General features: G+C 31.8%; 13 protein-coding genes. 2 read left to right on the top strand and 11 right to left on the bottom strand.

Annotation, left to right across the window (positions count from 1 at the left end; genetic code table 11):
* Positions 1-45: 45 nt before the first annotated feature.
* From ACTPNM_RS04140 to ACTPNM_RS04120, 5 genes are all read right to left on the bottom strand, one after another.
* Positions 46-459: a hypothetical protein gene (locus ACTPNM_RS04140; RefSeq protein ID WP_440120738.1), complete on the bottom strand. Its 414-nt coding sequence runs from the start codon at positions 457-459 to the stop codon at positions 46-48.
* Positions 460-465: 6 nt separating this feature from the next.
* Positions 466-984, bottom strand: coding sequence for a hypothetical protein (locus ACTPNM_RS04135; RefSeq protein ID WP_440120737.1), 519 nt, complete (start codon positions 982-984; stop codon positions 466-468).
* A gap of 180 nt (positions 985-1,164) precedes the next feature.
* On the bottom strand, positions 1,165-1,389 hold the full coding sequence (locus ACTPNM_RS04130; protein WP_440120736.1) for a hypothetical protein: 225 nt from the start codon (positions 1,387-1,389) through the stop codon (positions 1,165-1,167).
* Between the two features lie 403 nt (positions 1,390-1,792).
* Positions 1,793-2,590 carry a hypothetical protein gene (locus ACTPNM_RS04125; protein ID WP_440120735.1) on the bottom strand — a complete coding sequence of 266 codons (798 nt, stop codon included), beginning with the start codon at positions 2,588-2,590 and terminating at the stop codon, positions 1,793-1,795.
* A gap of 2 nt (positions 2,591-2,592) precedes the next feature.
* Positions 2,593-4,263, bottom strand: coding sequence for a hypothetical protein (locus ACTPNM_RS04120; protein WP_440120734.1), 1,671 nt, complete (start codon positions 4,261-4,263; stop codon positions 2,593-2,595).
* A 709-nt stretch (positions 4,264-4,972) separates the two neighbouring features.
* On the opposite strand from ACTPNM_RS04120, the gene ACTPNM_RS04115 reads away from it, so the two are divergent.
* Positions 4,973-5,698 (top strand): DUF6261 family protein, encoded by a 726-nt coding sequence (locus ACTPNM_RS04115; protein WP_440120733.1) that lies wholly within the window; start codon positions 4,973-4,975, stop codon positions 5,696-5,698.
* Between the two features lie 87 nt (positions 5,699-5,785).
* Here the strand turns inward: ACTPNM_RS04115 and ACTPNM_RS04110 are convergent, their stop codons facing one another.
* From ACTPNM_RS04110 to ACTPNM_RS04085, 6 genes are all read right to left on the bottom strand, one after another.
* Positions 5,786-7,489 carry an alkaline phosphatase D family protein gene (locus ACTPNM_RS04110; protein ID WP_440120732.1) on the bottom strand — a complete coding sequence of 568 codons (1,704 nt, stop codon included), beginning with the start codon at positions 7,487-7,489 and terminating at the stop codon, positions 5,786-5,788.
* Between the two features lie 86 nt (positions 7,490-7,575).
* Positions 7,576-8,466, bottom strand: coding sequence for a TPM domain-containing protein (locus tag ACTPNM_RS04105; RefSeq protein WP_440120731.1), 891 nt, complete (start codon positions 8,464-8,466; stop codon positions 7,576-7,578).
* Positions 8,447-8,884: a TPM domain-containing protein gene (locus tag ACTPNM_RS04100; protein ID WP_099215775.1), complete on the bottom strand. Its 438-nt coding sequence runs from the start codon at positions 8,882-8,884 to the stop codon at positions 8,447-8,449. The genes ACTPNM_RS04105 and ACTPNM_RS04100 overlap by 20 nt, the downstream gene beginning before the upstream one ends.
* Before the next feature lie 5 nt (positions 8,885-8,889).
* Positions 8,890-9,486 carry a LemA family protein gene (locus tag ACTPNM_RS04095; RefSeq protein ID WP_415414118.1) on the bottom strand — a complete coding sequence of 199 codons (597 nt, stop codon included), beginning with the start codon at positions 9,484-9,486 and terminating at the stop codon, positions 8,890-8,892.
* A gap of 19 nt (positions 9,487-9,505) precedes the next feature.
* Complete coding sequence (locus ACTPNM_RS04090; RefSeq protein ID WP_047790038.1) at positions 9,506-9,835, bottom strand: MerR family transcriptional regulator; 330 nt, start codon at positions 9,833-9,835, stop codon at positions 9,506-9,508.
* Positions 9,836-9,856: 21 nt separating this feature from the next.
* Positions 9,857-10,825: a M23 family metallopeptidase gene (locus tag ACTPNM_RS04085; protein ID WP_440120730.1), complete on the bottom strand. Its 969-nt coding sequence runs from the start codon at positions 10,823-10,825 to the stop codon at positions 9,857-9,859.
* 155 nt (positions 10,826-10,980) lie between these two features.
* On the opposite strand from ACTPNM_RS04085, the gene alaS reads away from it, so the two are divergent.
* The gene (gene alaS / locus ACTPNM_RS04080) at positions 10,981-13,596 is read left to right on the top strand and encodes an alanine--tRNA ligase (protein ID WP_440120729.1); all 2,616 of its coding nucleotides are present in this window, start codon (positions 10,981-10,983) and stop codon (positions 13,594-13,596) included.
* The last annotated feature ends 27 nt before the right edge of the window (positions 13,597-13,623 follow it).

Genomic DNA, 13,623 nt, shown 5'->3' with positions numbered 1-13,623 from the left:
AGAATAGATTTAAATAAGGAGTAGAAACCTACTCCTTATTTATGTTTAATCAACTATTGGTGTAGGGTCTTGCTTTAAGTAGGCATTAATAACTATAGAATCTCCTTTTTTTACAACTAGATCTTTTATAGTTATTGGTATTTTACCAATATGAGAAATCTGTATGTTATGCTTTGATTCTACTACGTTAAATGTTTTAATACCATCATTAAAAAAATATAATTTATTAATCTTTATAATAGGTATAAGTTTACCATATGAAATTTCATTATCATATGCATTTATAGTAATCCAGTTATCTGATGATTTAAATTTTTTTATTTCATAACTGGAACTCGGTATTTTATTATTAATAGTATTTTTACTTGTATGACAACTCATTATAAGTATACAAGTAAATAAACAAATAAAATTACGGGCATTTAGTACTTTTTGCATCGCTTTTTGCATATCGTTCATTATTAATTATTCTATCCAAACTAAACTCGAACAAATAACTTTCCATTTAGATTTTTCTTTTTTGAGCAACATAAAATTTCCACCATATCTTTGAGTATTATAATATAATGCCATAGTATTATTTCTAAATAAGATAGGTACCGAAATATGGGAAGTTTCAATATCTTTCTTTTTTCTCGTTACTTTTTCCTTTATATCTAATGGTAGTTTATATAAATTTACAACTTCTAGTTGTTGTTTCTTTAAAAAAGATATTTCATCAGGCGTTATAACTTCATTTTCGCAAAATTGAAATTCCATTTCATTAGAAATATAAGCCTCTATAGGCTTTTCTAAATCATTAACTATTGTTTTATAATAAATATTATTATTTGATGAGTGAAGAATTTCATTTAAAACATTTATTTGATTTTCACTAATTAATAACTTTTTCGAAGAGCATGATATCGTTATTAAATAAATAAAGAAACAAATAAAATTACGGACATTTAGTACTTTTCGCATCGCTTTTTGCATATCTTTCATTTTTAATTATTTTTTGTATTGCTATTTTTTTGTGCTACTTAATGCTTTATATGCATCTGAACTTTCCAACCCTCCCCAACTCATAGCAGTATAATACTCCATAAGCTGTTGGTGATTGTCGTAAGCGGAATAAAAAGAATAGATTTAAATAAGGAGTAGAAACCTACTCCTTATTTATGTTTAATCAACTATTGGTGTAGGGTATTGCTTTAAGTAGGCATTAATAACTATAGAATCTCCTTGTTTGATAACCAAGTCTTTTATATTTATAGTTATTTTACCTATGAAAGCTATTTCCAGAACCATCTTCAAGAATGTATTTTCGCTATTATTAATATCAAATAATATATAAATAGTTTCTTTCTTTTCTTGACTATATATACTGGAGATAGATAAATTTTTCATATATCTAATTTATTTCATACCATATTTCAACCTCAATAAACGTTTTGTTTTTTACTAAAAAATATACTTTATAACCATCATTTTTAAAGTATGTAAATAATTCAAAATCATAAAACATGTTATTATCGTAATAAGCGCCTGACTTTTCAATAATTTTTTTTTAAACACTGTTGTTTTTGTCTTATTTTTATGTTTTTTAATATTTTTTTTTCTTTAAAGTAAACAATATCTTCCTTATTATCTAGATCTTTTATCGTATAATAAAATTCCTTCGTTACTGGGTTTTGTAATCTTTTAGATATCGTTTTATCATATTTAATAAACAAGGTATCTTGTTTTTCTTCTTGTGCTCTCACAAGAAAGGAACTAGTTAGTAGTAAGATAATAAATAAATTTTTCATGATTAATCATCGATAACATCAATTACTTGCATTTTTATATACGTTTTTTTACACACAAAAAAAATAACATAATTACTTAAGTAACTACTTAATGTCCAATCATCTATTTTATCATTAAAATTATTAACTAAAAAGTCTTGAAAATTAATTGGTTCAGTTTTTTTTGAAATATTAGTATATTTATTTTTCTCCTCAAAACGAATATATTCGGAAGATCTATGCTTTCTGTCTTTAATTAAGTAGCTAATTTCCCTACTAACTGGATTTCTTCTTTTTAAAAAGATATCTTTATCATATTTAATAAATAATGTGTCTTTTATTTGTTTAGGGTATTTTTTTTTGTTAGCATATTTTATTGGGTAAAATGAATGATAATAATTTTCATATGGACTTTGTCTTATTTTAATAAAATCATTATCATCCGTAGTAAAAAAAACTTTATATTTATTAAAAAGTTCTTTTTTTAAAATATTAACATCTACTATTTTATTGTATTTTCCAGGATAGTAAAACTTCCTAGTCTCAACATATTTTTTTAATGAAAAGACCTTTTTAGGAGACAAATTATAGAGAGTATCTACTGCTTTTAGCATAAAATACCCTTGAGTATTAGTTAAATTAATATTTTTTAAAATTTCGTTTTCATAATCTTTATATGATAAATCCCACCATTTCTTATAATCGTCATAAAAAAGCACATAATTTTTATCATATTTAAAAAAAATAGTGTCCTGTTTTCCCTCTTGTGCTTTCACAAGAAAGGAACTAGTTAGTAGTAAAATAATAAATAAATTTTTCATGATTATTGTGGACAGTTTTTGGTTAAACTATAAAAATAGATATCTAATGCTTCTTTTAATGCCTTTTTTTTAGTATCTGACAACTCTGTATATGCTTGAACGTCGTGACCTTTCAATCCTTGCCAAGCCAAAGCTTCGTATAAATTATCGAGTGATTTGGCACCATCTTGTGACAAGTAATTGTACTCTCTTAACAAAATAGCTTGGTGTATTTCTTTTAAGGCAGTAGCCATGGAATTTACATACAGTTTTGCCATGCTTTCATGTTGAAGATTATTAGGCTTAAAGTTTTCACTTTTAAACTTATTGTATGTTTCTTTAAAATCTTTTATATCCGAGTTACTAATACCTTCTTTAGTATATAACTTTCTAAACATATCGGCATGAATATATTCGTGGAGTATGGTTCGAATACCCGACAACACGGAATTATTAGAAATTTTATCTGCACTAATTTTAATATAAATCATATCATCGCCTTTTGTATATGAGGTTTCTCCATTTACATAATCATTAACATTAGTTGAAAATATTTTATCAACGGAAGAAATATTAATATTAAACTCAGAAACTCCTTCAAAATTCGCTAATAAATCTTTTACAAAAGTATTACCATCTTTTGTTAGCTTATCATGCAAACATTTTATTTTTTCGTCTTTTATTTCATTTATAATTCTATCATCAAAATCTACTTCACCACCATTCGCTAACGCTTTAATGGCTTGTTCGGCAAATGTTTTGGCTTCTGAGGTAAGTTGTTTATTTTCATCTTCATTTGCTATAATAAAGTTTACTATTTTAAAAGACTCTAGTGGATGTGTATCTATCCATTCTAACTCTGAATCACTTAATGTACCTCCTAAAGATTTGTTTATTCCTAATGCTGTATCTGTATAAATAGCTTCCGTAGGATCAGTTTGTGCTGAACCTGATGAGCCTCCTGAATCTAACCCTCCACTTACTCCATCTAAATCTCCAGGTTCCCCATTACTGCCTCCTCCACTACAACTAAACTCCATATCGTACCCTAACAAAGGACTTCCTTTACAACACCATGCTCCTGAAGGAGCATGACCATTGGCACTTCCACCACAGCCACAAGGTGCATAAAAAGCTTTTAATATAGTTTCACAAGACGATTTTGAAGCATAACTCTTTTTGGAACGCCCTTCTTTATCTATTAACTCAAAACTTCCTTCATACTTCTCTTTTTTATTTGATAACCAATTAGAAGACGGTGTATACTTAATCACACCTACATATAATTTTCCTTTATATTCTTGAAATAACAAATTAAAAAAACTATGTTCTTCTTTCTCTAAATTAGTAATTATAGGAAAAGTATAGGTTTTTATCGTATCATTATAAAATAAAATTCCTTGTGAGGTATACACCTTTAATATATAATTATAAGGTATAAACTCATTTACCTTTTTTTGCTCACTACTCCTTATAAAGTTTTTTTCAAGTACATTGTATAATTCTTCATTTGATAAAACTTCCTTTAATGTTATTTTCTTTTTAAAGTATTTTTGAGGAATTCCAAAATGTTCATTTTCTAATCCGTGATTAACTTCTTCTTGCTTTTCACAACTCCATAACAACAACGAAACACCAAACAGGAAAACACCTAATTTTAAAAGGTTAGCAATTTGTTTCTTTCTTTTTTTCATTTTTTTTTTACTTAAATTAATTACAATTTTTTATTCAAAAGTAGTTGGTCATAGTTTTTTATACAATAAGGGTTTTCCCTAGTTCACTTAAATTCTTCTCAGGGATAACCCTGAGTTTTCTTTAACATTTCAATATAAAACCTTAATTTACTGCTACTTGAACTCAAAGTAAAGTATAAAAAATTAGAAACAGGTAAGTCAGTGACTTACTAAAAGTAGGTCAGTGACCTACTTTTTCAGTACGTCAATTGTACGGTTATCAGTATTTTAACTCTCAAAAAAAAGGCTTTTTATACATTTTTTCATAGAAACCATCAGCGAAGCTCGTTGAACGTTCCTCAACGCAACAAAACCATCAGCGAAGCTCGCTGAACGTTCCTCAACATAACAAAACCATCAGCGAAGCTCGCTGAACGTTCCTCAATACAACGAAACCGTCAGCGAAGTTCGCTGAACATTCCTCAACACAACGAAACCGTCAGCGAAGTTCGCTGAACATTCCTCAACATAACAAAACCATCAGCGAAGCTCGCTGAACGTTCCTTTAAATAACAAAATTCTCCATAAGTATCTTCACAACCTACTTAGTAGGCAAACTTTAACAATTGTTAACTTTTTTAGAAACTTTTATACTCTTAAATTGCTAATGCTATGAAAGTTACCAAATCACTTTCTATAAATATTTAGTATTAATTTAAAAAATTAGCTTATGAACAGTCCGTATTTAAATCGGTATCGTAACGGTGAATATCTACAATACATGAAAGATATTTTACAACTTGTAAACTTACAAGATGTTGATGCATTAGCATTAACAAACCCCACTAACGAATTAACAACTATTGTTAATCGTATTGATTCTTTGTACCAACAAGTACAAGGTAGCAGCCTAACACAAGAAATAATAGCCCTTGACACTAGAAGAGATAAAGCTATTACAGGAATTAGAACACTTGTGAGTGCTTATACTAATCATTTTAACGAAGCTACAATAAGTGCCGCAAACGCACTACTTGCTACAGTAAATACTTATGGCACTGATATAGCTCGTAAAAGTTACCAAGAACAAACCGCTATTTTAGATAGTATTAGTAAAGATTTTGAAACTGAACCTGAGCTTATTCAGGCTATTTCTTTACTTGATATAGCTACTTGGGTTGCTGAATTAAAAAATGCTAATACCGAATTTTCTGCCAAGTATATTGAGCGTGTAGGTGAAACAGCAGCTTCACCAGAAAACAATATTCAAGAGTTGCGTACTGAAGCTTCACTTACTTACAGAAAACTTGTATTACATATTGAAGCACATGCAACACTTTCTGAAAATGAAGCCTACCCAACCTTACTTAATGAGATTGATGTGTTGGCTAAGCAATATAATTTGGTAGTAGATAACAGATCCAAGTCTAGCACCCCTGCTACTGAAGAAGCATAACATTAGTTGATTTCGTATATCTTTTATAGCATACAAAAAGGCTCCTGAGTTATTCAGGAGCCTTTGATATGTTCTTATAATATATAATTATAAGGTTACTGTTTTTCCTATACTATTTGAATAGGTTTTATTGGTAACAGTATCAACAAAGTTCCAATCAGTTTGTATACCTGCAGCTGTTACTGTAAGTTTCATATATCCTCTTTGAGATAAATTACCGTATTGTAAATCGTCTATTAACAAGCCTAATGCAGCTTCTAAATCTGTTGCAGACGCTCCTAAATAAGTTTCTAGTCCTGGTGACGATACTGAGCTTGTAGCTACTTCTACTGCTACTTTTTCTCCAGAATTATCTTTTAAATCGCTATACCACGCATTGTGAGTATCTCCTGCTAGCACCACTACATTTTTACTTTTAAAGCTTGCTAAAATGCGTTCTCTTTCCATAAAATAACCATCCCAAGCATCTAAGTTATACGGTAATACCGTTTCTATTCTTGCTTTCTCTTCTGCTGTTAACGTAGGATCGTTTTGTAAAGCTCTTGTTTTAATCGTTACCAACTCTGTAATAGAGGTTTTAAGCAAATTAAACGTTTCTTCACTTGCTGATCCTGTAGCAGATACTTCTGCCAATAGTTTAGCTAAGAGTGTTAATAGTTCGGCAGGAATTAACATTTTTCCCATTAAAACTTGCTGTCCTATAATTTGCCACGTACTATTACTAGCTGCTAATTCACTTTCTAACCACCCTAATTGGGTAACTCCTAAAAGTGTACGTTGCGGATTTAACCATGCTTGTTGAAAAGCTGCTGAATCAAATGCTCCATTTTCACCGTAAAATGCTGAATATTCTAGCTGCTTATCTCTTCCAATAATACGCGTATCTAACATAATTAAATCTACCAAACTACCTATTTTTAAGTTTCTGTAAATAATTGAATTATCTACAAGATTCGTCATGTTAGGTAAGTATTCGCTGTATGCTTTTAACGCATTTTGTTTTCTTGAAGTAAAGCTTCCTTCATCTTCTTGATGGTTTTCAGCTCCGTCTTTATACGTATCGTTTGCTACTTCATGATCGTCCCAAACACAGATAAAAGGTTTTCTTCTATGTAACTCTTTTAATTGCTCGTCTGAACGATATTGACGGTAACGGGTACGATAATCATCTAACGAAATAATTTCTCCTTTAGGCTCTGGTGTTCTAAACGAACCGTAAGTGTTCTCACCATACTCATAGATATAATCTCCTAGATGGATAACAACATCTGCATCAGATTTTTTTATCTCTTCGTATACGTTAAAGTAACCGTAAGCAAAGTTTGCACAAGATGCTACTGCTAACTTTACTTCGCTTATTGATTCGCTAAACGTTAGGGTTTCTCCTACTGGTGATGTTGCTTTATCGTCAGCACTTACAAAACGGTAGTATAATTTTTGTCCTGCGTCTAAATCTTTAATTTCAACAGCTACAGTAAAATCTCTTGAAGCATCGGTAGTTACTTCTGCTTGACGAACAACCTCTTTAAAGTTTTTGTCTTTTGCTATTTGCCAAATTAAGGTTGCCGAAGTTTGTTTGGTACTATAACGAGTCCAAATAATAACTTGTGAGTTTGTAGGATCAAAACTAGCAACGCCTTGCTCAAAATTTTTCTCTGCTAAGTTATCTGGAATTGGTAATTCATCAATATCATCATCTTTACAACTAATAAAATTAGGGACTAAAAGTAGTCCTCCAGTTGCTAATAATGAGTTTCTTAAAAAGCTTCTTCTTTTAATGTTAGTCTTCATACGTAAGGGTCATTTAATTTCCCTGCATAAGTACTATTTCAACATTGCTTTAACGTTAACTAACCTTTACTAAATAAATGAAGTTACTACCAACCTCCAGTAGCACCACCGCCGCCAAAGCCGCCGCCGCCGAAACCTCCTCCGAAGCCACCGCCACCTCCAAAACCTCCTGACGATCCTCCACCGAAGCTTCCTCCGCCAAAACCGCCTCTTCCTGCGTTGCTTAAAATAATGGTTTCTAAAATACCTCTTGCAACATCTGATTTCCTGTAGCCTCTTCCACCACCACGGTTTCCTTTACTACCGCTTGAAATAATGATAAAAAATACTATAAGAATGATGATAAAGATAATAAAGCTAAAATCTGTTTTTTTAGATTGTTTTCTAGAGCCTTTATATTCACCACTCATTACCTTAAAAACAGCATCTACTCCACTGTTTAACCCAGCGTAATAATCGCCTTGTTTAAAGTAAGGGATAATGTCGTACTCTATAATTTGTCGAGAAACATAATCGGTTAATAAGTGTTCGGTTCCATAACCTGTTCTGATGGTTATTTTGCGATCGTCTTTTGCCAGTAACATGAACACTCCGTTATCCTGCTCTTTGCTTCCTCCTATTCCCCATTCATGCGCCCAATTGGTAGCTAAATACCCTATTTCTTCACCTTCGGTTGAACTTATAATTGCCACTACTACTTGTGTTGAAGTAGTATCAGCATATTTAATTAGCTTATTTTCTAAGCTTCTCTTTTGATTGGGTGATAAAAGGTTGACATAATCGTAAACACTTGTTTGAAACTTAGGGGTCTCAGGAATTTGAAACCCTTGTGAGAAAAGAGTGTGTCCACATAAAAATGCAACAAAAAAAAGAACAACTTTTAAGTTCTGCAACTTGTTTGTTCTTTTATATAATGACGTTAATTTTCTTATCATGTTTCTTCCTTCTGTGAAGGTTTTAGCCTTTTGATATTTCATTACTTAGCTCATCTTCATCATCGGTAGTCCAAGGGAAGTGAGCCTTTAATTCTTTTCCTGCTTTCAGCACACCATCTATAATTCCTTGTTTAAAGTTTCCTTGTTTAAACTGATTTTGGATGGCTTCTTTAGTTGTTTCCCAAAAATTTGTAGGAACAACTGCATTAATACCTTCATCACCATAAATTACAAACTTATGGTCATCAACAGCAATGTATATTAATACACCGTTTCGCTGTTGGGTATTAAACATTTTAAGCATTTGAAATACTTCTAGTGCTCGGTCATAATGAGAAACCTCGGTAGTCTTTTCAATATGTACACGAATTTCACCAGAAGTACTTCGTTCTGCTTGCCTAATAGCTTGAACGATTTCCTCTTCTTCTTTGGCAGTAAGAAAATCTTCTACTTTAGACATATTTTTTAGAATTTAAAATCTACATCAGGAGCATTCTCTGAACCTGCATCTGATTTGTAACGCGTCATTTCTGTTAAGTTAAACATACCTGCTAGCATGTTTCCTGGAAACATTTTAATGTGCTTATTGTAAACATTTACAGCTTCGTTGTAACGATCACGTGCTACATTAATTCTATTTTCTGTTCCTTCTAACTGACTTTGTAATTCTAAGAAATTTTTGTTTGCTTTGATATCTGGATAACGTTCTACAGACACTAATAACTTAGATAAAGCTCCGCTTAACCCTGTTTGTGCTTGTTGAAACTGTGCCATTTTTTCTGGCGTTAAATCACCAGCATTAATATTTACTGAAGTTGCTTTTGCTCTTGCATTAATTACGTCTGTTAACGTGCTTTTTTCAAAATCGGCAGCTCCTTGTACAGTCTTAACTAAATTACCAATTAAATCGTTTCTTCGTTGGTAAGAACTCTCTACATTAGACCATGTAGTTTTAGCATCTTCTTGGTATGTTACTGCTGTATTATAAAATCCTTTCGCCCATGAATAAATTCCAAATACTAGAACTCCTATAATAATTAAAGGCACTAACCATTTTTTCATAATTTTTGATTTTTTGTAATTATAATTGATTTTTGATTTTTATTAACTCTGCTTTTACAGTTTCTAATCTACTAATAATTTCCTGATTATTTAAGACTCCCTCTGGGTTTTTCTTTAGCTTTTGTTTTGCACCATCTAAAGTAAATCCTCTTTCTTTTACAAGGTTGTAAATAATTTTAAAGTTTTTTACGTCTTCTTGTGTAAACAACCGATCGCCTTTAGCATTTTTTTTAGGATTGATAATTTCAAACTCTTTATCCCAAAATCGTATAAGTGAACTATTCACCCCAAAAGCTTTTGCAACTTCTCCTATTTTGTAATATCGTTTATCGGGTAAGTCTACATACATTTTTCACAGCTTGTTACGTGTTTAGTCATACGACTGACCTTTTTGTTGTGAAGCCTTTTGCATAGCTATAAACTCCTCTGGAGTTAAATCTCCATAATAATAGTAAATAGGGTTTACAGGTCTTCCGTTTTTATGCACTTCGTAGTGTAGGTGTGGTGCTGCCGAACGACCAGTGTTTCCAACATAACCTATTAAATCACCACGTTTTACTTTTTGTCCTCTTCTGGCTAAAATTTTACTCATGTGAGCATAAATGGTTTGGTACCCATATCCATGATTTATATAAACCACTTTACCAAAAGTAGAACTTCTGTGTGCTTTTTTAACAATACCGTTTCCTGATGCAAAAATTGGTGTACCTGTTGGAGCAGTAAAATCCATTCCGTTATGCATGCGCCACGATTTTAATATAGGGTGTAAACGCATTCCATAACCTGATGCCATTCTTTTTAAATCTTGATTTTTTACAGGCTGAATAGCAGGTATTGAAGCTAACATTTTTTCTTTTTCTTTGGCTAGCTCAACAATCTCATCCAATGATTTTGATTGTACTACCATTTGTTTTGATAAAATGTCTAACTCCTTAGTTACTTTCTTTACCATTGAACTATTATCAAAACCGTCTAAGTGTTTATATCTGTTAACACCTCCAAAACCAGCTTTTCTTTGCTCTTCTGGTATTGGACTAGCCTCAAAATATGTTCGGTAAATATTGTTATCTCTTTCTTGTAAATCGGTTAAGATTTCAGCGCTTTCTTCCATTTTTTTTGAAAGCAACTCATAATGTAATTTTAAGTTTTCTAATTCTCTCTTTTGAGCTCGCTCTTTTGGAGACATTAAAAACTGGCTAAAACCTATAAAACCAAAAAAAGCAATTAATAAAAAACTAAGTAGCCCAAAAAAAGTTTTCTTATACTTTTCACTTCTTTTAACCTCTATCTTTCTATATGATAAAGTGTCTGGGTCATAATAATATTTTACTTTTGCCATAATGCTAAATGTACTATTTTTGTGCTTTTTAAATTAAGCATCCTTAGAGGGGATGTACAATTTGAAAACTCACAAATTTACAAAATCTTTTAAAACTTCTTTTTATAAGCAGTTTTTTAAACATATTTTAACAAAATCCAGATACCCAGAGTTGTATGAAATCTCAAGATATTAGAGCTAAATTTTTAGATTTTTTTAAATCAAAACAACACGAAATAGTTCCTTCAGCACCAATGGTGTTAAAAAACGACCCTACTTTAATGTTTACCAACGCTGGTATGGTGCCATTTAAAGAGTTTTTCTTAGGAAACTCAACTCCTAAAAATGGTAGAGTTTCTGATAGCCAAAAGTGTTTACGTGTTTCTGGTAAACATAATGACTTGGAAGAGGTTGGTTACGATACTTACCACCACACCATGTTTGAAATGTTAGGTAACTGGAGTTTTGGTGATTACTTTAAGAAAGAAGCTATTGCTTGGGCCTGGGAATTATTAACTGAAGTTTACAAAGTAGATAAAGACATTTTGTACGTAACTGTTTTTGAAGGTGATGAAAAGGATGGTACAAAAATGGATCAAGAGGCATACGATATTTGGAAGCAGTACATTGCTGAAGATCGTATCTTAATGGGTAATAAAAAGGATAACTTCTGGGAAATGGGCGAGCAAGGTCCTTGTGGTCCGTGTTCTGAGATACATGTAGATATTCGTTCAGCAGAAGAAAAAGCTAAAGTTGACGGAAAATCGTTAGTAAATGAAGATCATCCTCAGGTTGTTGAAATCTGGAACTTAGTATTCATGCAATACAACCGTAAAGCAGATGGTTCTTTAGTTGAACTTCCTGCGAAACACATCGATACTGGTATGGGGTTTGAGCGTTTATGTATGGTTTTACAAGGTGTTCAATCTAACTACGATACTGATGTTTTTACTCCTTTAATTCGTGAAATAGGAACAATTACTGGTGCTAAATATGGAAAAGATGAAAAAATTGACATTGCTATTCGTGTAATTGCCGACCACGTTCGTGCTGTTGCTTTTGCTATTGCAGACGGTCAATTACCAAGTAATAATGGTGCAGGTTATGTAATACGTAGAATTTTACGTCGTGCTATTCGTTATGGTTTTACTTTCTTAAACCAAAAAGAGCCTTTTATTTATAAGTTAGTAGAAACTTTAGCATACCAAATGGGAAGTGCTTTCCCTGAAATTAGAAAACAAAACACTTTAGTACACAATGTAATTAAAGAAGAAGAAACTTCTTTCTTACGCACATTAGATCAAGGGTTATTATTATTAGACCAAGTTATAGCAACTACTAATGGTAAAACTGTATCTGGTAAACGTGCTTTTGAATTATATGACACCTATGGGTTCCCTTTAGATTTAACGCAGTTAATTGCTCGTGAAAAGGGGTATGAAATTAATGAAGAGGAATTTAATGCAGGTATGAAAGCTCAAAAAGAGCGTTCTCGTGCAGCTTCTGCAAGTGAAACGGGTGATTGGGTTGTTTTACTAGACGATGATGTTGAAGAATTTATTGGATACGACATACTAGCTACTAATGTAAAACTTACTCGTTACAGAAAAGTTAGTACCAAAAAAGGTGGTGACCAATATCAACTGGTATTCAACATGACTCCTTTTTATCCAGAAGGTGGTGGACAGGTTGGTGACAAAGGATATATTGAATCTCCTAATGGTGATATTATTTACGTGCTTGACACCAAAAAAGAGAATAATGTTATCATTCATTTTGCTAAGAATTTACCTAAAAACTTAAACGAAACTTTTAAGGCTGTTGTAAATAAAGAACATAGAAGTTTAGCTGCTAGTAATCACTCAGCTACTCACTTATTACACCAAGCTTTACGTACTATTTTAGGAGATCATGTAGAACAAAAAGGTTCGTTGGTTAGTCCTGATTATTTACGTTTTGATTTTTCTCACTTCTCTAAAGTAGACAATGATCAATTAGAGGCTGTTGAGGAATTCGTAAATGCTCGTATTCGTGAAAATCTTCCATTACAAGAGCAAAGAAATATACCGATGCAACAAGCTATTGACGAAGGTGCTGTAGCTTTATTTGGTGAAAAGTATGGAGACAGTGTTCGTACCATTCGTTTTGGACAATCAATGGAATTATGTGGAGGTACACACGTACAACAAACTGGTGATATTTGGTATTTCAAAATAAAATCGGAAGGTGCTGTTGCTGCTGGTATTCGTCGTATTGAAGCAATTACTAATGTAGCTGTTGGTAATTATTTTGAAGATGTTGAGCGTAATTACGATGCTGTAAAACAGTTATTAAAGAATCCTAAAGATGTAACCAAATCAGTTAGTAGCTTACAAGACGAAAATGCTGCTTTAAAAAAGCAAGTTGAGCAACTATTAAAGGATAAAGCTAAAAACATGAAAGGCGAACTTAAAAACCAATTACAAGAGGTAAATGGAGTTCAGTTTTTAGCAACTAAAGTAGATTTAGACCCTAACAGCATTAAAAACTTATTATTTGAATTGGGTGGAGAAATTAACAATTTATTTGTAGTATTTGCCACTGCCCCTTCTGCTGAAAAGGCTATGTTAACTTGCTATATATCTAAAGACTTGGCTAATGAAAAAGGATATGATGCAGGAAAAGTAGTTAGAGAATTAGGAAAACTAATCCATGGTGGTGGAGGTGGACAAAACTTCTTTGCTACCGCAGGAGGTAAAAACCCTGGTGGAATTCCAAAAGCATTAGAAAGAGCAAAAGATTATATCGCTTAATACATACTAAAAAGGTTCAGAAAATTC

Origin of the sequence: Tenacibaculum sp. Ill, from assembly GCF_051938915.1 — a bacterium.
Classification (GTDB): domain Bacteria; phylum Bacteroidota; class Bacteroidia; order Flavobacteriales; family Flavobacteriaceae; genus Polaribacter; species Polaribacter larymnensis.
Note: the sequence above shows the minus strand (reverse complement) of the source record. Positions and strands in the feature narration are given on the sequence as shown.

Bases quoted from the DNA above. Each gene is read 5' to 3' on its own strand.
- ACTPNM_RS04095 (WP_415414118.1), bottom strand. From the start codon at position 9,486: ATGAAAAAATGGTTAGTGCCTTTAATTATTATAGGAGTTCTAGTATTT.
- ACTPNM_RS04090 (WP_047790038.1), bottom strand. From the start codon at position 9,835: ATGTATGTAGACTTACCCGATAAACGATATTACAAAATAGGAGAAGTT.
- alaS (WP_440120729.1), top strand. From the start codon at position 10,981: ATGAAATCTCAAGATATTAGAGCTAAATTTTTAGATTTTTTTAAATCA.
- ACTPNM_RS04085 (WP_440120730.1), bottom strand. From the start codon at position 10,825: ATGGCAAAAGTAAAATATTATTATGACCCAGACACTTTATCATATAGA.
- ACTPNM_RS04115 (WP_440120733.1), top strand. From the start codon at position 4,973: ATGAACAGTCCGTATTTAAATCGGTATCGTAACGGTGAATATCTACAA.
- ACTPNM_RS04105 (WP_440120731.1), bottom strand. From the start codon at position 8,466: ATGAAATATCAAAAGGCTAAAACCTTCACAGAAGGAAGAAACATGATA.
- ACTPNM_RS04140 (WP_440120738.1), bottom strand. From the start codon at position 459: ATGAACGATATGCAAAAAGCGATGCAAAAAGTACTAAATGCCCGTAAT.
- ACTPNM_RS04120 (WP_440120734.1), bottom strand. From the start codon at position 4,263: ATGAAAAAAAGAAAGAAACAAATTGCTAACCTTTTAAAATTAGGTGTT.
- ACTPNM_RS04110 (WP_440120732.1), bottom strand. From the start codon at position 7,489: ATGAAGACTAACATTAAAAGAAGAAGCTTTTTAAGAAACTCATTATTA.
- ACTPNM_RS04130 (WP_440120736.1), bottom strand. From the start codon at position 1,389: ATGAAAAATTTATCTATCTCCAGTATATATAGTCAAGAAAAGAAAGAA.
- ACTPNM_RS04125 (WP_440120735.1), bottom strand. From the start codon at position 2,590: ATGAAAAATTTATTTATTATTTTACTACTAACTAGTTCCTTTCTTGTG.
- ACTPNM_RS04135 (WP_440120737.1), bottom strand. From the start codon at position 984: ATGAAAGATATGCAAAAAGCGATGCGAAAAGTACTAAATGTCCGTAAT.
- ACTPNM_RS04100 (WP_099215775.1), bottom strand. From the start codon at position 8,884: ATGTCTAAAGTAGAAGATTTTCTTACTGCCAAAGAAGAAGAGGAAATC.